Raw genomic sequence first — 18,394 nt, forward strand, 5'->3', positions numbered from 1 at the left:
CATGGCCAGCTTTGCTGATTCATCATCGGTTGCATATCCGGCCTTGTCGCTGGACCCGGCATCATGGATTGGTTTGTTGCAAACAGACGAACCGATGGTGATGGTCAGCATTGCCGAAATTGCCGGGTCTACCCCGCGTGAAGCAGGCGCATTTATGGTGATAACGCCCAATCATACGGCGGGCACCGTTGGCGGCGGCAATCTGGAACATCAATTGACCCGCAAGGCCCGCGAATGGCTGGCGCAACAAACGGTGCCAATGGCGCAATTTATGCGTTTCCCGCTGGGGCCATCGCTGGGGCAATGTTGCGGCGGGTCGGTGCAGGTTGGCTTTCATGCCATCAATGATCAGCGAAAAGCAGCTTTGTTACAAGCTGTTCGAGCGTTATGTACCGGGCAGGACAGCGATATATCGCCCGTGTGGCTGATACTGCCCGCAAATCAGCATCCGCAAGATGATTTTGCTGTTGTATCGGGCGATGATGCCTTGGGTTTGGTCAAACAGTTTGGCAATTTGCGCGGCGGCATGTTGCCCGCTAACCATGTGGCAGATCAGCCTGTTTTAGGGGCAAAAGGGGCTTTGTTTATCCGGCTTGATGATGGGGCGACGCCGGTTTGGGTTTTTGGCGCCGGGCATGTCGGGGCCGCAATTGTGCGGGCGCTTGCGCCTTTGCCATTTAATGTCCACTGGGTCGATTCGCGACGTGATTACATTGATGTTCCGCCTGATGCCCCTGCCAATACTGCGGAAACATCTCGTCTGCATCGCCATCACAGCCCCAACCCGTGGGAAGAAGTCGCCGATATCCCTGCCGGTGCGCTGGTGTTGATTTTAACCCATTCCCACGCCGAAGATTTTGAGATTTGCCGTACAGCCCTGAAACGTGCCGATCTTGGCCTGGTTGGTATGATTGGCAGCGCCACCAAACGGGCGCGGTTTATTGCGCGGATGCGCGAACGTCAAATGTCTGATGCGGCATTGGCGCGCCTGACATGTCCGATTGGTGTGGACGGTATTACGGGGAAACATCCCGCCATTATTGCCGCATCTGTGGCCGCCCAATTGGTGGGGTTGCGTGAAAATATGCAACGTCAAAAACTGGATACGCCCGGTATTGGTGCATATACAGCTGGCGCGGCCCGCAAGTATGGGAAGGACAACAGAAATACCGGATAATGGCAGGGGCATTTTGCCGCCAGTGATAACGCGGGAACAAACCACTATCGCATAGCCGGCTTGGCAGGGGATGCGGTACATAACACAATAGACAATATCCCGAATGATCGGGCAGGGCTTAACAAGGAGAACAGACTGTGTGTGATGATATTCGGCATAAACATATGCGCTACGCAGTAGAATTATCACGCCAAAAGATGCAAGAGGGGTGTGGCGGGCCGTTTGGCGCGGTGATTGTGCGCGATGGCAAAGTCATTGCCGAAGGCTGGAATAATGTCACATCCAGCATGGACCCGACGGCCCATGCCGAAGTTTCTGCCATTCGTGCTGCGTGTGAGGCGCTAGGCGATTTTAGCCTGGCCGGGTGCGAAATTTACACCAGTTGCGAACCTTGCCCCATGTGTTTGTCGGCGATTTACTGGGCGCGGATCGACCGCATTTATTATGCTAATGGTCGCGAAGATGCTGCCGCCATTGGTTTTGATGACCAGTTTTTATATGACGAGGTTGCCAAACCCATATCGCAACGCGAATTGCCGTGCGAACATATCGAAATGGACGAAGCCGCCGAGGTCTTTGCCCAATGGGCAGCCAAGGAAGATAAGATCGCCTATTAAAAAACATACTTAAAAAAGCATCGAGACAGTTTGATTACCGGGCCGGGCAGGGGTAAAACGCCTTTGGCGCATGTAATCGGATCGCAATCAGGGGGTGGCAGACAGTGACCGCGATGACCGGCAATACCACCGGGGCCGTCGAACAACGAACGGGATCAGGGCCCGCGCAGCTTGAAATACGCGGCGTGACCAAGGCTTTCCCAGGTTGTTTGGCCAACGACAATATCAGTTTTCGGATCGAGCCGGGCGAAATCCACGCCTTGCTGGGCGAAAACGGTGCCGGCAAAAGCACACTGGTCAAAATGATCTATGGCGTGATGCAGGCCGATGCCGGTGAACTGTTGTGGGAAGGAAAAACCGTTACCATCGCCAGCCCGCATGATGCGCGTGAAATGGGCATCGGGCTGGTGTTTCAGCACTTTTCGCTGTTTGAAACCATGACGGTGCTGGAAAACATCGCGCTTGCCATGAACGATGTGCGCGATATGGCTGTTTTACGCCAGCAAGTGATCGAGGTTGAAAAAACCTATGGTCTGCCGCTGGACCCGGACCGCCATGTTTACACCCTGTCAGTCGGTGAACGGCAGCGCATCGAAATTGTGCGCTGCCTGTTGCAAAATCCCAAATTGCTGATTCTGGACGAGCCAACGTCGGTGTTAACCCCGCAGGAAGTGGACAAACTGTTTGAAACCCTGCGTCGGTTGGCAAACGAAGGCTGTGCCATTCTTTATATCAGCCATAAGCTGCACGAGGTTAAGGCGCTTTGTGAGCATGCAACGGTGTTACGAGGCGGCAAGGTTGTCGCCACTTGTGACCCGCGCGCCGAAACCGCCAAGTCGATGGCGGAAATGATGATCGGGCAAAAACTGCTCGCACCGGACCGGGGTGTGCGCCCGGCACCGGGTGATGTGCGCCTGGCGGTCAAAAACCTGTCATTGGTGAGTGATCAGCAATTTGGCACCGATCTTAAAAATATTTCGTTCGAGGTGCGCGGCGGGCAAATTCTGGGCGTGGCCGGGGTGGCCGGGAACGGGCAGAACGAACTGTTTCAGGCCCTGGCCGGCGAAACGGAAATTCACGGCACACCCGATTGCATCACACTGGATAAACAACCGGTGGCCGATTTTGGCCCGCGCCGTCGCCGTCGTCTGGGGGCTGCCTTTGTGCCCGAAGAACGCAACGGTCATGGCGCTGTGCCCGATATGAATTTGGCTGAAAACGGGTTTTTGACTGCGTTTCGCCGCATGGCCCTTTCCGCTCGCGGTCTGATCCGCGAGGTCCCAACCCGCAGCTTTGCCGATAGCATTATCAAGACATTTGATGTCCGTACCACCGGTCACGGGGCCGAAGCAGGCAGCCTGTCAGGGGGGAATCTTCAAAAATTCATTGTCGGCCGCGAGATTATGCAGGACCCGGGGGTTCTGGTTATTTCCCAACCTACCTGGGGGGTCGATGCCGGGGCGGCCAGTGCCATTCATCAGGCCTTGCTGGATTTGGCGGCAAAGGGTACGGCGGTTTTGGTTATTTCACAGGATCTCGACGAGATTTACGCCATTTGCGACCAGGTGGTGGTGATGGCGGCAGGCAAAATGTCGGCAGCTCGCAATATGGCCGATGCCAGCATTGATGAAATCGGCCTTCTGATGGGCGGGTTACATGATCTGGGCGCAAATCCGGCCCCCGAACTGAACGGAGGCCAGAATGATCCGGCTTGAACCACGGCGTCAGCATTCGCAAAAAATGATCTATCTTTCGCCCTTGCTGGCGATTGTCCTGACCCTGATCAGTGGTGCGATTATTTTCGCCTTTATGGGCAAAGACCCGATCGAGGCGCTTTATACCTTTTTCATCATGCCGATTAACAATGCCTATGGTGTCGGCGAGCTGTTTGTTAAGGCAACCCCGCTTGTCATTATTGCCATTGGTTTGGCAATGGGTTTTCGCGCCAATGTCTGGAACATCGGTGCCGAAGGCCAGTTGACGATGGGGGCAATTTTTGGCGGGGGGCTGGCACTGGCGTTTTATGACAGTACCAGTGTGTTTTTGTTACCCGGCATGTTTGTCATGGCTGCTATTGGCGGGGCATTTTGGGGCGCGATCCCGGCATGGTTGCGTACGCGTTTTAATGCCAACGAAATCCTGACCAGCCTGATGCTGACCTATGTGGCAACTTTGTTTCTCAGCTATCTGGTTTATGGGCCGTGGCGCAACCCCGAAGGTTTTAACTTTCCTGAATCCCGTGCTTTCCCCGATGCCGCCCTCCTGCCGATTATTTATGACGGTACCCGTGTGCATCTGGGCGGGATCTTTGCCTTGCTGATTGTTGCAGGCGGCTGGGTTTTGCTGACCAAATCGGTGGTTGGTTTTCAGCTTCGCGTGGTCGGGCAGGCGCCACAGGCGGCCCGCCATGTCGGTTTCCGGCAAAAACGCATGGTGTGGTTCACCTTGCTTTTGTCGGGCGGGCTTTCCGGCCTTGCCGGCATGTTCGAGGTGGCTGGTCCCATCGGCCAGCTTCAACCGTCTATTTCGCCGGGTTATGGTTTTACCGCCATTATCGTTGCCTTTTTGGGCCGTTTGCATCCGATTGGCATTTTGTTTGCCGGGCTGGTCATGGCGCTGACCTATCTGGGGGGGGAACTGGCGCAAATAGGATTGGGTTTGCCCAGTGCCGTAACCGGGCTGTTTCAGGGGATTTTATTGTTCTTCCTGCTGGCCTGCGATGTTTTGACCAAATACCGCCTTCGTTTCGGGTCGGTTAGCAAATCCGGGGAGCCTGCATAATGGACTGGATTGTCCCTTTAATCCTTACTGTGATTACGGCATCAACCCCGCTTTTGCTTTCGGCAACCGGCGAGTTGATTACCGAAAAATCCGGCGTTCTGAATTTGGGCGTTGAAGGCATGATGTTAATTGGTGCCATCACCGGTTTTGCCGTTACGGTTTCTACGGGGTCGGCAACGCTGGGTATTATTGCTGCGGCCATTGCCGGTATGGCGATTGCGCTGATTTTTGCCTTTTTAACCCTGACACTGATGGCAAATCAGGTGGCAACCGGTTTGGCGCTGACCATTTTCGGGGTGGGTTTTTCCGCCCTTGTTGGTTCGGGCTTTGTGGGTTTTGCCATCGAACCACTGCCGTCCCTGCATATTCCGTTTATTTCCGACATTCCCGTGATCGGGCCGATCCTGTTCGGGCAGGATTTTCTGGTTTATCTGTCGATTTTCATGGTGATCGCGTCAGGCTGGTTTTTAACCAGAACACGCGCCGGGCTTATTTTAAAAGCCGTGGGCGATTCTCATGATTCCGCCCATGCCATTGGCTATAACGTTATTCGTATTCGCTATATGGCCACCCTGTTTGGCGGGGCGATGTCGGGCTTGGCCGGGGCGTATCTGTCGCTGGTTTACACCCCGATGTGGGCTGAAAACATGACGGCAGGGCGGGGCTGGATCGCGTTGGCCTTGGTGGTGTTTGCCACCTGGCGGCCAGGGCGGCTTTTGGCCGGGGCCTATATGTTTGGCTGCATTTCGGTGTTGCAGCTTCATGCGCAAAGTGCGGGCATCAATGTGCCATCGCAATTCATGTCGATGCTGCCGTATCTGGCAACCGTGATCGTGCTGGTGATTATTTCCAGCGATGTTACCAAAATTCGCCTTAACGCGCCGGCCTGCATCGGCAAGGCGTTCCGACCGGCGCAATAACGCCGGCGCAAAATGGGAGGTGCGTCACACTCAATTATGACGCGCATTGTTGATTGCACGCAATAACAGGTATAAATCCTGTGCAGAGGTTTTAAGGGAGACATTCTTATGAAGGCACGTTTTATGAAGCGCACGGCAGCCGCATTGGCGACTGTGGGCGCAATGGCACTGGGCATGGGGGCGGCACAGGCAGCTGATCCGTTAAAGGTCGGTTTTGTTTATGTTGGCCCGGTCGGTGACTTTGGGTATTCCTACCAGCATGATCAGGGCCGCAAGGCTGTTGAAGAAAAATTTGGCGACAAGGTTAAAACCACGTTTGTTGAAAATGTGCCGGAAGGTGCTGACGCCGAACGTGTTATCCGCCAGTTGGCCCAGACCGGCAACGAACTGATTTTCACCACTTCGTTTGGTTTCATGAACCCGACCATCAAGGTGGCAAAGCAGTTCCCGAATGTGAAATTCGAACATGCAACCGGTTACAAACGCGCCGATAACGTTGCAACCTATGCCGCACGTTTTTACGAAGGCCGTTATGTTGCCGGTGTGATTGCCGGTAAAATGACCAAAAGCAACGTCATCGGTTATGTCGGGTCCTTCCCGATCCCCGAAGTTGTGCGTGGCATTAACGCGTTCATGCGTGGTGCGTGGTCGGTTAACCCCGATGTGAAGGTCAAAATTGTTTGGGTTAACAGCTGGTATGATCCGGGCAAGGAAGGCGATGCTGCCAAGGCCCTGATCGACCAGGGTGCCGACATTATGGTGCAGCACACCGACAGCCCGGCACCGCTTCAGGTTGCTGAAAACCGTGGCATCAAGGGTTTTGGTCAGGCATCCGATATGATCAAATTTGCGCCCAAAGCCCAGCTTAGCGCGATTGTTGACCATTGGGATGACTATTACATCGACCGCGTTCAGGCTGTTATGGACGGTACCTGGAAAGCAGACGACACCTGGCATGGCCTGAAAGAAGGCATGGTCCATATGGCACCGTTTACCAACATGCCCGACGATGTTGCTGCCCTTGCCAAGGAAACCGAAGACAAAATTGCTTCGGGTGACATCAAAATCTTTGAAGGCCCGATTTATGATCAGGCTGGCGAATTGCGCGTCAAGGAAGGCGAAGTTGCCCCGGACGGCATGCTGCTGGGTATGGACTGGTACGTTAAAGGCATTGATGCCGAACTGCCGAAATAAAATATCTTGTGGTTAATTGCAGTTTTAACGATTGCAGTTGCCTATAAGCAAAATATGACAGCCCCGCAGATGATCTGTGGGGCTGTTTTATTTGTAAAATATGCTCTAAGGCACCTGCCCCGAACACGGGTTTCAGGGAAAACCACCTATCGATTTGGGGGCTGGTGACGAGTAGATCTGATGCGGAGATAAAACATCCTGTTTGCGACCAGTACCGGGGCTAGCCCCCGCGGGGGCGGTTATATGGGAATTATTGCCGGTTTTGCGGTTTTGGTGACGATGTTTGCTTTGGCGCGTCCAGCGCTGCCTCTGCAGCATTAATTGCAGCATCGAGCTCCTGGGCGTTCTTTTCTTTTTCGGCCGCTTTTGCTTTTGCCAGGGCCCTTGCGTTACGTTCGTTGTCGGCGTCGGACAGGGTTTCGTAAAATACCATATCGGCCCGCGGGTGGGTCAGGGCGAACAGGGCAGCACGGATGAATTTTAATTTTACCCGGCGCTGCCGGCTTTCCCCGGCCCATTTTTCGCGAAACAGTTCCATATCATCGCTGCGGGCAAAGTGGATCACCATATCGACAAATGGTGCACTTTGGTCTGATCGCGGCATTTCAATATTGCGGATACCCATGGTCCAGCGATCATGACGAATATTTCGGTCCAGCCAGTCCAGGATCGGCTGCGCTGATTGCCGTTCGTGAATAACAATCCGAAACGGAAAATTTCGCAGATCTTTTTTCATATCTCCCCCAACGCCAGCCTTTGGCGGTTAGCCAATGATACATAAAGCGTTCTTAAAAGATGTATAAATTCTTTGTCTTTGAATTCGAAAGATTTATCTGTTCTAAAGTTTAGCTGGCAATAGGGAGAGGTGCAGGGTAATGATCGGTGAAAGAGAATTTGGCGTTCTGAATTCGATGATTCCTGCATTATATGAGGCGGCAATTTCGCCCGATTTGTGGAAAGAGCGCCTTGACTGGTTAACAGGGGTATTGCGCAGCAAGAATGTTGTTCTTGTTCGCATTGAAAATATCAGACCTGAAATTTCTGATTATTCTTTTCATACCAACAGCTGGATCACGCCGGAAATGACGGATGACTATCTGCGACTTGGTTTGAACAATAATGACGGGTCGGCCTATTTTCATCAGCTTGATGTGTATGAATTTTCAGTTGGTGATGAAATGCGTCACCGCAACGGGGACATGTCGCCATCGCGTTTTTACCCATGGCTGGAAAAAAACACCGGTTGTAATCAGGCTGCGGGAATTTGCCTGTCGAACGAGCCTTCCGGGTATGACATTCTAACCACCCATTATCGCGACGGTGGGGATTTTGTCCCGCAAGAAGCAACCAGCATACTGCGCATTATCGGCCCCCATTTGACCAAGGTTCTTGAAATGAACCGCCCGGTCAATCTTTTGCGGCATCGATATGGCGCATTTCTTGATGTGCTGGACCGCTTGCGGATCGGGGTTGGGATTGTAACGGCAGGGTCGGAGCTTGTGATTGCCAACGAGGAGTTTAATCGCATCGTTTCAACCGGCGACAGTCTTATGCTGGGGGCGGATTCCAGCCTGTCGGCCCGCGATGATTATGATGCCCGTCTGTTACGCGATGCCGTTTTAAAACTAAGCCGCAAGGACAGTTTGGTTACGACATCGGAAAGTATCCGCCTTGGCAGCAGGATCAATGAAAACAGCGCCTATTTGCTGGATCTATCGCCCTTGCGCGAAACCCGTGGCGCTTTTGGCGGGCAGTTTTCCGGTGTGCTGGTTACGGTGGTGGATCCGTTCTGGTATACGGATTTAAATGTTGGCCTGATGCGCGATCATTACAATTTGACGAAGGCCGAAATCGACATTTTCGACGCTGTTCTTCGTGGTTTAAGCAATAGTGATATCGCCGATCATTTGGGCAAGGGACGCGAAACCGTAAAATCCCAGCTTGCGAGCATATTTCGTAAAACCGGTGCCAATGACCGGCTGGAACTTGTGCGCCTTGCGGTTCAGTTGATCATTCCGCTCAACGGTGATGGCGATGCTCCAAAACCGGGGGTCAGACGGGCGTTACAGGATTAGCAGGCAGGTTAAGGCCCGGTCGGCGGGTTGAATGTTTGACCGACCGGGTGTTTTGTCGTGTCTGTTTATGCTGTGTCTTTAATTATGCTTAGCTGGCACCCTGTCCAAGGTCGATGACATAATCTTCGACAAGGCCGCGTTTTTTGTGAACCTTGGTGAATTTGATCGGCCATTTGTTGTCGGGAGAATAAAACCAGCTGCGTGTGTTTGATGCATCTTTGCAAATGACTTCATAGGTCGGGATGGTTTTGGTGCCAACGGTGACCATTGCGGTCCCGGCAACGATGCAATCGCGTGTTGCTGACCATGTTTCTTTGCCGTCTGTGCCTTCAATCTCGAAGGATTCCATCGCACCAGGTTTTAACGGCCAGATATCGCCTTGCCGGATAACGCTTTGCGTGCCGTTTGACCCGCCGCAATTGGTCCATTTGGTATCGGGGCTTAAGAAATCTGCTCCCTCTGATGTGCAACCTTTATTGGGGCCTTCGGTGATTTCAAACATCAAACCATCGGCATTTTTGCCGGTAACGGTCAGTGTTTCTTTGTTGCCATTACGGTAATAGGCATAGGCATCGCCGACGGCAAGGTCCGGTTTGGCCAGTGACAGCAGGCTGACCTGGCTGTTGCGCACGACATTGCTGTTTGTCTGGCAGGCTGCCAGCCCGATTAGAATAATAAAAGGAATTATCAGTTTTTTCATAAAAGTCTCCCAGGCGTGTAAGACCGGTTCGCAGTTGCCCTAAATGCAAGCCGTGTCGGGTGTATTCGATGCTATTCAATGTGATTTTGGGTATCTGCAAATCCCCCGTGCGGGGGATACTGGCCGGGTTTTGATAAAAAAACGCCAGACTGCTGCACAGGTATTATTTTTTTACAGTGCATATTTGTATTATTCTAATTTTCGGTGGCGCGCTTAGCCCGTATGGCACATGGATATTTTACATTTATCCTTCGCGGATATATCGTTACATGATACGTGAAAACGTAATACTGCCGTCTGTTGGGAACGGTGGATAATCAAGACAAAAACCGGGGTAGGATACGTGACTGAAACACGATCTCATGTGCAGCCGACGGGCAAGGAGCGCCACTTCGGTGCAGACGAACTGATTGTCAGTAAAACCGATCTTAAAGGCCGGATTACCTATGCCAATGATACGTTTCTTGACATAGCAGGCTATGACGAAGAAGAAATTCTGGGACAACCCCATTCCATTATCCGCCATCCTGATATGCCGCGGTGTGTTTTTCAGTTGCTATGGTCTGAAATCGAGGCGGGCCGCGAGATTTTTGCCTATGTCGTTAATCTGGCAAAAAACGGCGATCATTACTGGGTTTATGCCCATATTACCCCCAGCTTTGACCAGCACGGTAAAATCACGGGATATCATTCCAACCGTCGGGTTCCCGAAGCCGGTGTGGTTGATAAAACCATAAAGCCCCTTTATGCCGAATTGCGCAAAATCGAGGAAAGCCAGGCCAGCCGCAAGGACGGCATGCATATGGCCGGGCGCGCGATGGCGCAAAAGGTCAAGGATCTTGGGCTTGAATATGATCAGTTCGTCCAAAGCCTGTAACAACCCTAACGCCGAGGTTTGAATATGTCGCTGTTTGGCAGGTCTACGAAGTCGGGAATTCAAAAGGCGCTGGAAGTTGTCGAAGCAGCAGCAAATGGCGATTATGAAGCCCGTATTACCCATATTGATAGCCATCCGCAAATGCGGGATTTATTTAACGCTATCAACCGATTGATCGACCGAAACGATGCCTTTTTGCGCGAAAGTGCCGCATCTATGGCTGCGGTGGCTGAAAATCGTTATTACCGGCGTATTGTCGAAACCGGGCTTGTCGGGGCTTATTTAACATCGGCGCGTGAAATTAACGCAGCCACCGGCATGATTGAAACAAAGCTGGGCGGTTTCCAAAAAGTTGTCGATGAATTTCGCAGCGGGTCGTTTGATGCGGTGGACCGTATTGCCCAGGCATCGGTCGCCCTTGAAGGGGCATCAGATGATGCCAGCCGCATAGCCCATGAAACCAGTGCACGTTCCACCAATGTTGCCGCCGCTGCCCGCCAGACGGCCGATAACGTCACCGGTGTTTCCGCCGCGTCCGAGGAACTGAACCATTCCATTCGCGAAGTCAGCGAGCAGGCCCGGGAATCGGTTGATATTGCGCATCGCGCCAATGGCCTGGCCCGTGAAACCGATGGGCGTATTGGACAGCTTGAAACCGCGGCCGTCGAGATTGTCGAAGTCGTTAGCTTTATTCGCGATATTGCCGCCCAGACCAACCTTCTGGCCCTGAATGCCACGATTGAAGCCGCCCGCGCGGGTGAGGCGGGCAAAGGCTTTGCCGTGGTCGCCAACGAGGTCAAAGGCCTTGCCAACCAGACCAGCAAGGCAACCGAAAGCATTGAAGAAAAAGTTCAGGATATTCAAAACGCGATCGAGCTTTCGGTTGGATCAATCCGCGAGATTGCCGGGGTAATCGACGATCTGGCGGCGCGTTCTGATTTGATTTCCACCAACGTTGAAACCCAGACGTCGTTGTCGTCCGATATGACGCACAATGTTGAACAGGCATCGGATGGCGCACGCGATGTAACCGATAACATCACCGCCGTTTCCGATATGACCAGCCAAACCGGTCAGGCGGCACAAACCACGCGTGAAATGGCGGCCGATCTGGCACAGCAGGCGGAACATCTGCGCGGGCAGTTGGGCGGTTTTCTCGATAATATTACGCAATTGTTGTATACTTCATCACGTAAAAAATAATCCGCAGGTAAACCACCGGATGTATCCTTGAACCGGTCGAGCCTGGCGGGCTGGTTCAGGGATATGACAATGCGTGTATTTTTCAATGCCCGGCATGACGCCCATGACGTGAAAGCTGAATTTTATCACGGGCAAACCATTTCCGCCCTCGACGATCCGCGTCGCATGGGCATTATCCGTGATGCTTTGGCCCATAAAGTTGCCGCCCGGCTGGTAGACCCGACAGATCATGGCATGGCTGCGATCCGGGCTGTTCATGATGCGGGGTATCTGAACTTTCTAAGCCATGCCTGGCAGGACTGGAGCAATGCCGGGTTTGACGGGGCTGCTGTTCCCGGTGTCTGGCGTGCCATGGTGACAGGTATCGGTGATGCAAATTTGAATCCGGGCGATAAATCTGCACATGCCGCCAGTGTCCTGCCCGATCATTGTCATATCCTTAAAAAGCTGGGCCAATATGCCTATGCCACTGACACGCCGATTGGTGATGGCAGTTGGCAGGCTGCCTATTGGGGGGCACAAACTGCTATTTCGGCGGCCAATGCGGTGATGAAGGACGGCGAGGCATCTTTTTGTCTTGGCCGGCCCCCGGGGCACCATGCACACCGTGCCTGTTATGGTGGGCATTGCCTGTTAAATAATGCGGCGATTGCGGCCCAGCATATGCGGGCAATGGGGGCAGACCGGGTAGCTGTTCTTGATATTGATCAGGATCACGGCGACGGCACGCAGGATATTTTTTATCAGCGTGGCGACGTTTTAACTGTTTCTATTCATGCAGCCCCGGATAACCATTTTCCTTTTTTTAGCGGTTATGCCCACGAAACCGGCGCGGGTGACGGCTTGGGCACCAACCTGAACATACCTTTGGCGGAAAATGCCGGTTTTTCAGGTTTTTCTGACGGGCTTGGTTTGGCGCGGCAAAAAATTATCGGGTTTGATGCCGATATGCTGGTGGTGTCACTGGGGGTAAATGCCCATGAGGTTGAACCTTTGGGGACCCTTGGCCTGACGACGGAAAATTATTTTGCAATTGGCCAACAGATTGCCAGCCTTGGCTTGCGCACGTTGTTTGTGATGGAAGGCGGGTATGCCCACGATGTGATCGGGCAAAATGTGGTGGCGGTATTGTCGGGGTTTTTAGGCGGTATCGGAAGTAACCCGTGATTGGGTCAGTGTTTTAAAAGGGGCTGATACTTTTAACTGGTTAGATGTGGTTCACCGGGTTGTGGGGCGGGCAGGGCCGAAGCCGTGGGGTAAATCTCGCGAACGATCTCCAGCCATGCCTTGGCAGCGTGCGATAAAAACCCGTTCCGGCGCCAGATCATGGCCATGTCCCATTGGGTGTCTGCTTCGTTGAGTTCGATGTATTTCAGGCCAGGATGCGGGCGCTGCTGCGCGATCATGCGCGGCAAAAAGCTGACCCCAAGGCCCGCTGCGACCAGTTCGGTGATAAAATCGATCTGGCTGCTGCGCGCCGCAATCACCGGTTCAACTTTACGGCGACGGGCGGCGTCAATTAAAATACGGTTCAGTGCAAACCCCTTTTCAAACAGGATCAACGGTGTATCGCGCAAATCATCGAAGGTGATGCGGGGTTTATGCGCGTCGGGATGGTCGTTTGGCAACAGGGCGACCAGCGGTTCGCAGCGCACGGGTTGGGCATCAAAATCACCCGCTGCCGGTAACAACGATGCACCCAGTTCCAGTTCGCCGCTTTGCAGCATTTCTTCCAGCCGGGTACTGCCCTGTTCGACCAGGCGAATATCAATGCCGGGAAACCGTTTGCGATAAATGGCAAATACTGGCGCAAACAGGGTGTTGCTGCCAATTGGCGGCAGGCCCAAATGCAGCGCACCCCGTTTTAAACCGCGAATTTCATCAAGTTCCGCCAAAAGGTCTTCGCGCTCGGCCAAAATGCGCAATGCACGGGCATAAACAACCTCGCCTGCGGCCGTCATACGGTTGTTATGACCAATGCGTTCGAGCAACGGTACCCCAATTTCATCTTCAAGCTGGCGCACAGACTTGCTGATCGCCGACTGGGTGACAAAAACTGTTTTGGCCGCGTGGGAAAACCCGCCCTGACGAACAACTTCGACAAAGGCGCGCAGGGCGCGAATATCCATAATTATTCCTAAATGGAATAGTTTTAAGTAATTCAATTCATTTTAATCATATTGTGCAGTGCGTTATGGTGGCCGTCAAGGAGAACAGACATGAGCACCCCACTTTCCACGGTTCCATCTGCCGTTGCCACGACCCACGCCGTCGTTGCGCCGCTCACGACCGGTCGCTTTTTCACCGGCATCACCATTCGCAGTCGCCATGCCGTGCGCAATAGTCGCCTTTTACAAATTGCCTTGATATTTGCCTTTTGGTTGCTGGGCGAAGCGATTGTGCGTGCGGCGCATGTCCCTTTGCCTGGCGGTATTATTGGCATGGCAGTTGTTTTTGGCCTGCTGGCAACACACCGCATCAGCTTGCACAGCATGCGGCGCGGGGCGCAGTGGTATCTGGCTGAGATGTTGCTGTTTTTTGTGCCTGCCGTATTGGCGGTTTTAAACCATTCCGAATTGTTCGGGATGCTGGGCGTGAAGGTTTTGGTGGTTATATTGGGTAGTACGGCCTCGGTTATTGCTGTTACCGCCTTGATCATGGACGTTTTTGTACATTTCAGGTCCCGTCATGACGTGGTTTGATAATGCCATTGCCCAGGCCATTTTCTGGTCGCTGGCAACAATCGGATTTTACATTCTGGCCCGTAAACTTCATCGCCGCTGGCAACACGGCTGGTTAACGCCGCTTCTGGTAACGCCGGTGATCCTGATCGGCTTGGCGTTGATGCTTCATGAAAGTTATGGCGCGTATATTCGCGGGACCGGCTGGTTGGTAACCTTGCTGGGGCCGACCATGGTTGCCTTTGCCGTGCCAATTTATGAACAGCGCAAATTTATCTATCGTCATTGGCCGGTGCTGGCGGTGGGGGCGGTTGCCGGGAGTGTTACCGCAATGGTAACCGGCTGGTGCCTGGCCACATTTTTGGGGCTGGATGGTGCCTTGCGGCTCAGTTTGCTGCCCCGTTCCATCAGCACGCCCTTTGCCATGGAAGTTTCGGGCGATATTGGCGGCATTCCCGATTTAACAGCAGTTTTTGTGGTGGTGACCGGGGTGTTTGGCGCGGTTCTGGGCGAAATTATGCTGGCCCGGATGCCGGTATCATCGACCCTGGCCCGAGGGGCCGCACTGGGCATGGGCGCACACGGGGCCGGAACGGCCAAGGCCCACGAAATTGGCACCGAAGAAGGATCGGTCGCCGGGTTGATTATGGTGCTGGTTGGTTTGCTGAATGTTTTGATCGCCCCGGTGATTGCTTATTGTTTGCGGGGCTAACAAGGGCGAAATACCGGGTGGATCATGGGCGTTCCCACGGCGGGATGCCGCCAAATTCGGCAACCAGAAAATCAACAAAGGCGCGCACCCGTGTTGGCAGGTAACGGTTTTCAGGGTACAGGGTATAAACCGCATGGGCTGGCGGAGTGCAGTCGGGCAGAACCACCTTTAGCACCCCCGAGGCGATCAGCGGGCCAACTTCCCACATCGATTTCAGGGCAATGCCATGCCCATCGACACACCAGCGGGTTAAAACCTCGCCATTGTCCGAATCCATCGATCCTGAAACCGATAAGGTGCTCGGTGCGTCGTCGTCTTCAGGCTGCAAGGTCCATTGATATTGCCGCGAGCCGGGAAAACGCAGCAACAGGCAGTTATGGTTCAGAAGGTCGGCGGGGGTGCGCGGGGTGCCGTTGCGTTTTAAATAGGCCGGGCTTGCCACCAATACCCGTTTGTTGGCGGCCAGTTTGCGCACAATCAGCGAACTTTCCTTAAGCTCGGCAATGCGAATGGCAAGGTCAACCTTGTCTTGCAGCAGGTCCAAAAGCCGGTCTGACAGGTGCAGGCGGATTTGTACATCCGGGTTTTTTTCAACAAATTTCGGAATGATCGGGGCGACGAACATATTGCCAAAGGCCACCGGGCAGGTGACGGTTACCGGGCCGCGGGTGGTGTTTTTCTGGTTGGCAATGGCGTTTTCGGCTTCTTCCATTTCGGCCAGAATACGCTGGCAATGGCGATAATAAATGTCGCCTTCGGTGGTCAGGCCCACGCGGCGTGTGGTGCGGTTAAGCAAACGTACGCCCAGTCGTTCTTCCAGCCGGGCAATACGGTTTGACACCACGGCGGCCGAATGGCGCAATTCGCGCCCGGCGGCCGAAAGGTTGCCCAGTTCGGCAACGCGCACAAAAATCTGGATGTCCTCAAAATCGGACATAGGGCTATGCTCTCACTCTTGTTGGTTTACAGGCTCCCCTGTTGGGGTGCTGTAGCGATCGGGCTTTTATTTTGCTGCGGGAGCGAAGCCTTGATCGCGTCTTTACTGTGCCATTTTAAAAAATGTCTTGAAAGTCATTTCGATTATGCCCGCTTCCTAAATAATAGAGCCCCCTTCAAGCCTGTGTTAGGAAAATAGGGATTGTAAGAATTCTGAAAATTCGCGTCATAATATGCTGCAAGGCAAAATCAGGGACGGGGACCGGGGCCCGCGATCGTTATCGCAGGGACATCCCGGTAAGAGAGAGGGACCAAACAGGTGGATATTCTGTTTCAGGACTGGATCAATCTGATCCTGCGCTGGGCGCATGTGATTACCGGGATCGCGTGGATTGGCTCGTCATTTTATTTTGTCTGGCTGGATTTATCGCTGCGCAAGCGCCCGGGCATGGATGAGGGCGTTTACGGCGAAGCCTGGATGGTGCATGGCGGCGGCTTTTACCATGTCAATAAATGGATGGTCGCCCCGGCCAAAATGCCCGACGATTTGCACTGGTTCAAATACGAGGCCTATTTCACCTGGCTGACCGGCTTTGCCCTGCTGGTGACGATGTATTATTGGAGTGCGGAATCCTATCTGATTGATCCGTCGGTGATGCCGATGACCAAATGGGATGCCATCCTGACCGGCCTGATCAGCCTGGTCGCCGGGTGGTTTATTTATGATCTGATTTGCAAAAGCCCGATTGGCCGTAAAACCGGCACGCTGGCGATTGCCCTGTTCATTCAGATTATGGCCTTTGCCTGGATTTATACCCATGTTTTTAGCGGGCGTGGGGCGTTCATTCATGTGGGTGCGTTGATTGGCACCATGATGGCGGCCAATGTTTTTCGCATCATCATTCCCAATCAGAAAAAGGTCGTCGCCTCGCTGATGGCGGGGGAAAAGCCCGACCCGGCTTTGGGTTTGCAGGCCAAACAGCGTTCCACCCATAATAACTATCTGACCTTGCCGGTGCTGGCGATGATGATCAGCAACCATTACCCCATGACCTATGCCCATGATCAGGCATGGGTGGTGATTGGTCTGATCCTGATTGTGGGCGGGCTGGTGCGGCATTTTTTCAATACCCGCAATTCGGGTGGTGCGGGTAAGGCGATTGCCTGGCAATTGCCCGCTGCGGCGGTATTTATGGCGATACTGGTGGTTTTTGTATCCTATGACCCCAGTGCCCCGCGCAGTGGCGACATTATTTCGTCAAACGAAGCCATGGGCATTATTCAAACCCGCTGTGCCGTATGTCATTCCGCCCATCCAACCGAGGATGGCTTTGATGAAGCCCCGGCCGGTGTGATGTTTGACAGCCTTGACCAGGTCCATACCAATGCGCAACGCATTATGGCGCAGGCTGTGATTGGCAAATCCATGCCGCTAGGTAATCTTACTGAAATGACCGACGAAGAACGGGCCAAGCTGGGCCAGTGGATAAGGGCGAAGATGCCGGAATAGGGTTTGTGTGGGTCCGATCGTAATTAAGCTATGACCGAGATAAGCAGGGGGTGGAACATTGTGATCCACCCCCTGTTTTTTCTGGGTTTGGTTTTGTTATGGCAGGTTTTGAAAAACAGTGGGGTTCCAGCGATAGCCTTGCCGGGCAACCGTGATATGGCCGATGCCGGGAAACGCAATATGGCTGCCTGCCACATGGCATTTCTTTGTAACGGCAAATTCCAGCGCTTTTTTACGGCTTTGAACCGCCGTGTCGCCATCGACGTCAAAGCAGATTGCGATGGCGGGGTCCTCGAACTGGACGATATGGCCGTGGCTGATATCGCCCCAGCAAAAGACGGCATTTTCACCCGATTGCATGACGATGCCGCTATGCCCCGGTGAATGACCGGGTAACAGAACCGACATTGCAAAACCGGGGATGGGGCTGGCATTGTCGGCAAATACGGACACATGCCCTGCATTTTCATAGGGCGCGATGCAGGCAATGGCATTTTTAAAATGCGGATGCATGGCAGCGGGGACCAGTGCCATGTGGTCCGGGTTTAGGAAAAAGTCTGCATCGCGTTTCGGGATATGCAGGCGGGCATTGGGAAATGCCATTTTGCCATCGCGGATCAAACCGCCGACATGGTCGCTATGCAGGTGGGTTAAAATAACGTCATCAATTTGCGCAGGCCGGTATCCCGCTGCCATAAGGTTGCGCTCCACATGCCCCAGTGCAGGCCCGGCCAGGTCGCCGCTGCCGGTATCGACCAGAACAAGACGATCACCGATGGCAAATAAAAAGGCATTAAAAGATGCGGGGGTTGGCGTGCCTTGCCAGGTATCAGTCAGCCGTGCAGCGACATGGTCGGCATTGGTATTTAGATAAAGTTTTTCCAGCGCAAAGGGGATGGTTCCGTCTGATAATGCGGTGACGACCATGTTGCCAAGGATCATGGGGTAATAACCGGGAACGGGGTTGGGCAATGCCGGATGTTTGATCGGGGCGTTCATGGTGGTTTCCTG

The 18,394-nt window shown here is 53.5% G+C and carries 18 protein-coding genes; 13 read left to right on the plus strand and 5 right to left on the minus strand.

Annotation, left to right across the window (positions count from 1 at the left end; genetic code table 11):
- The first annotated feature begins 1 nt into the window (after position 1).
- The 6 genes from xdhC to J4E05_RS12120 all read left to right on the plus strand — a co-directional run bounded on the left by xdhC (position 2) and on the right by J4E05_RS12120 (position 6,689).
- Complete coding sequence (gene xdhC, locus J4E05_RS12095; RefSeq protein WP_349595849.1) at positions 2-1,177, plus strand: xanthine dehydrogenase accessory protein XdhC; 1,176 nt, start codon at positions 2-4, stop codon at positions 1,175-1,177.
- A gap of 164 nt (positions 1,178-1,341) precedes the next feature.
- Positions 1,342-1,794: a nucleoside deaminase gene (locus tag J4E05_RS12100; RefSeq protein WP_349595852.1), complete on the plus strand. Its 453-nt coding sequence runs from the start codon at positions 1,342-1,344 to the stop codon at positions 1,792-1,794.
- Positions 1,795-1,907: 113 nt separating this feature from the next.
- Positions 1,908-3,509 (plus strand): ABC transporter ATP-binding protein, encoded by a 1,602-nt coding sequence (locus J4E05_RS12105; RefSeq protein WP_085590851.1) that lies wholly within the window; start codon positions 1,908-1,910, stop codon positions 3,507-3,509.
- Complete coding sequence (locus tag J4E05_RS12110) at positions 3,496-4,575, plus strand: ABC transporter permease (protein WP_349595855.1); 1,080 nt, start codon at positions 3,496-3,498, stop codon at positions 4,573-4,575. Before J4E05_RS12105 ends, J4E05_RS12110 begins: the two co-directional genes overlap by 14 nt.
- Positions 4,575-5,495, plus strand: a complete 921-nt coding sequence (locus tag J4E05_RS12115; RefSeq protein WP_085590847.1) for an ABC transporter permease — start codon at positions 4,575-4,577, stop codon at positions 5,493-5,495. Before J4E05_RS12110 ends, J4E05_RS12115 begins: the two co-directional genes overlap by 1 nt.
- Before the next feature lie 123 nt (positions 5,496-5,618).
- The gene (locus tag J4E05_RS12120; protein WP_349597554.1) at positions 5,619-6,689 is read left to right on the plus strand and encodes a BMP family ABC transporter substrate-binding protein; all 1,071 of its coding nucleotides are present in this window, start codon (positions 5,619-5,621) and stop codon (positions 6,687-6,689) included.
- A 250-nt stretch (positions 6,690-6,939) separates the two neighbouring features.
- Here J4E05_RS12120 and J4E05_RS12125 read toward each other — a convergent pair whose 3' ends face one another.
- Positions 6,940-7,425, minus strand: a complete 486-nt coding sequence (locus J4E05_RS12125) for a hypothetical protein (RefSeq protein ID WP_349595858.1) — start codon at positions 7,423-7,425, stop codon at positions 6,940-6,942.
- A gap of 139 nt (positions 7,426-7,564) precedes the next feature.
- Here J4E05_RS12125 and J4E05_RS12130 point away from each other — a divergent pair, with 139 nt between their 5' ends.
- Entirely contained in the window at positions 7,565-8,764 is a 1,200-nt protein-coding gene (locus J4E05_RS12130; RefSeq protein WP_349595861.1) for a helix-turn-helix transcriptional regulator, read from the plus strand.
- An 88-nt stretch (positions 8,765-8,852) separates the two neighbouring features.
- Here the strand turns inward: J4E05_RS12130 and J4E05_RS12135 are convergent, their stop codons facing one another.
- Positions 8,853-9,464, minus strand: a complete 612-nt coding sequence (locus tag J4E05_RS12135; RefSeq protein WP_085590842.1) for a hypothetical protein — start codon at positions 9,462-9,464, stop codon at positions 8,853-8,855.
- Between the two features lie 343 nt (positions 9,465-9,807).
- Here J4E05_RS12135 and J4E05_RS12140 point away from each other — a divergent pair, with 343 nt between their 5' ends.
- From J4E05_RS12140 to J4E05_RS12150, 3 genes are all read left to right on the plus strand, one after another.
- Positions 9,808-10,341: a PAS domain-containing protein gene (locus tag J4E05_RS12140; RefSeq protein ID WP_085590840.1), complete on the plus strand. Its 534-nt coding sequence runs from the start codon at positions 9,808-9,810 to the stop codon at positions 10,339-10,341.
- A gap of 24 nt (positions 10,342-10,365) precedes the next feature.
- A complete protein-coding gene (locus J4E05_RS12145) occupies positions 10,366-11,544 on the plus strand; it encodes a methyl-accepting chemotaxis protein (protein ID WP_349595864.1) in 1,179 nt (392 codons plus the stop codon).
- A 69-nt stretch (positions 11,545-11,613) separates the two neighbouring features.
- Positions 11,614-12,711: a histone deacetylase family protein gene (locus J4E05_RS12150; RefSeq protein ID WP_349595867.1), complete on the plus strand. Its 1,098-nt coding sequence runs from the start codon at positions 11,614-11,616 to the stop codon at positions 12,709-12,711.
- Between the two features lie 32 nt (positions 12,712-12,743).
- Here the strand turns inward: J4E05_RS12150 and J4E05_RS12155 are convergent, their stop codons facing one another.
- Positions 12,744-13,673: a LysR family transcriptional regulator gene (locus J4E05_RS12155; protein WP_349595870.1), complete on the minus strand. Its 930-nt coding sequence runs from the start codon at positions 13,671-13,673 to the stop codon at positions 12,744-12,746.
- Between the two features lie 90 nt (positions 13,674-13,763).
- Between J4E05_RS12155 and J4E05_RS12160 the strand changes: the two genes are divergently transcribed.
- Together J4E05_RS12160 and J4E05_RS12165 are read left to right on the plus strand one after the other, a co-directional pair.
- Positions 13,764-14,246 (plus strand): CidA/LrgA family protein, encoded by a 483-nt coding sequence (locus J4E05_RS12160; RefSeq protein WP_349595873.1) that lies wholly within the window; start codon positions 13,764-13,766, stop codon positions 14,244-14,246.
- Positions 14,233-14,937 (plus strand): LrgB family protein, encoded by a 705-nt coding sequence (locus J4E05_RS12165; protein WP_349595876.1) that lies wholly within the window; start codon positions 14,233-14,235, stop codon positions 14,935-14,937. Before J4E05_RS12160 ends, J4E05_RS12165 begins: the two co-directional genes overlap by 14 nt.
- Positions 14,938-14,959: 22 nt before the next feature.
- On the opposite strand, the gene J4E05_RS12170 is transcribed toward J4E05_RS12165, so the two are convergent.
- Positions 14,960-15,874: a LysR family transcriptional regulator gene (locus J4E05_RS12170; RefSeq protein WP_349595879.1), complete on the minus strand. Its 915-nt coding sequence runs from the start codon at positions 15,872-15,874 to the stop codon at positions 14,960-14,962.
- 318 nt (positions 15,875-16,192) lie between these two features.
- Here J4E05_RS12170 and J4E05_RS12175 point away from each other — a divergent pair, with 318 nt between their 5' ends.
- The gene (locus J4E05_RS12175; protein WP_349595881.1) at positions 16,193-17,383 is read left to right on the plus strand and encodes a urate hydroxylase PuuD; all 1,191 of its coding nucleotides are present in this window, start codon (positions 16,193-16,195) and stop codon (positions 17,381-17,383) included.
- A 96-nt stretch (positions 17,384-17,479) separates the two neighbouring features.
- Here the strand turns inward: J4E05_RS12175 and J4E05_RS12180 are convergent, their stop codons facing one another.
- The gene (locus J4E05_RS12180; protein WP_349595884.1) at positions 17,480-18,382 is read right to left on the minus strand and encodes an MBL fold metallo-hydrolase; all 903 of its coding nucleotides are present in this window, start codon (positions 18,380-18,382) and stop codon (positions 17,480-17,482) included.
- Positions 18,383-18,394: the final 12 nt, after the last annotated feature.

The sequence above is a fragment of the Thalassospira sp. NFXS8 genome (assembly GCF_040148805.1).
Lineage (GTDB): Bacteria > Pseudomonadota > Alphaproteobacteria > Rhodospirillales > Thalassospiraceae > Thalassospira.

Excerpts from the sequence above, each read along its gene's own strand:
- xdhC (WP_349595849.1), top strand. The coding sequence starts at position 2 with ATGGCCAGCTTTGCTGATTCATCATCGGTTGCATATCCGGCCTTGTCG.
- J4E05_RS12100 (WP_349595852.1), top strand. The coding sequence starts at position 1,342 with ATGCGCTACGCAGTAGAATTATCACGCCAAAAGATGCAAGAGGGGTGT.
- J4E05_RS12105 (WP_085590851.1), top strand. The coding sequence starts at position 1,908 with ATGACCGGCAATACCACCGGGGCCGTCGAACAACGAACGGGATCAGGG.
- J4E05_RS12110 (WP_349595855.1), top strand. The coding sequence starts at position 3,496 with ATGATCCGGCTTGAACCACGGCGTCAGCATTCGCAAAAAATGATCTAT.
- J4E05_RS12115 (WP_085590847.1), top strand. The coding sequence starts at position 4,575 with ATGGACTGGATTGTCCCTTTAATCCTTACTGTGATTACGGCATCAACC.
- J4E05_RS12120 (WP_349597554.1), top strand. The coding sequence starts at position 5,619 with ATGAAGCGCACGGCAGCCGCATTGGCGACTGTGGGCGCAATGGCACTG.
- J4E05_RS12125 (WP_349595858.1), bottom strand. The coding sequence starts at position 7,425 with ATGAAAAAAGATCTGCGAAATTTTCCGTTTCGGATTGTTATTCACGAA.
- J4E05_RS12130 (WP_349595861.1), top strand. The coding sequence starts at position 7,565 with ATGATCGGTGAAAGAGAATTTGGCGTTCTGAATTCGATGATTCCTGCA.
- J4E05_RS12135 (WP_085590842.1), bottom strand. The coding sequence starts at position 9,464 with ATGAAAAAACTGATAATTCCTTTTATTATTCTAATCGGGCTGGCAGCC.
- J4E05_RS12145 (WP_349595864.1), top strand. The coding sequence starts at position 10,366 with ATGTCGCTGTTTGGCAGGTCTACGAAGTCGGGAATTCAAAAGGCGCTG.
- J4E05_RS12150 (WP_349595867.1), top strand. The coding sequence starts at position 11,614 with ATGCGTGTATTTTTCAATGCCCGGCATGACGCCCATGACGTGAAAGCT.
- J4E05_RS12155 (WP_349595870.1), bottom strand. The coding sequence starts at position 13,673 with ATGGATATTCGCGCCCTGCGCGCCTTTGTCGAAGTTGTTCGTCAGGGC.
- J4E05_RS12160 (WP_349595873.1), top strand. The coding sequence starts at position 13,764 with ATGAGCACCCCACTTTCCACGGTTCCATCTGCCGTTGCCACGACCCAC.
- J4E05_RS12165 (WP_349595876.1), top strand. The coding sequence starts at position 14,233 with ATGACGTGGTTTGATAATGCCATTGCCCAGGCCATTTTCTGGTCGCTG.
- J4E05_RS12170 (WP_349595879.1), bottom strand. The coding sequence starts at position 15,874 with ATGTCCGATTTTGAGGACATCCAGATTTTTGTGCGCGTTGCCGAACTG.
- J4E05_RS12180 (WP_349595884.1), bottom strand. The coding sequence starts at position 18,382 with ATGAACGCCCCGATCAAACATCCGGCATTGCCCAACCCCGTTCCCGGT.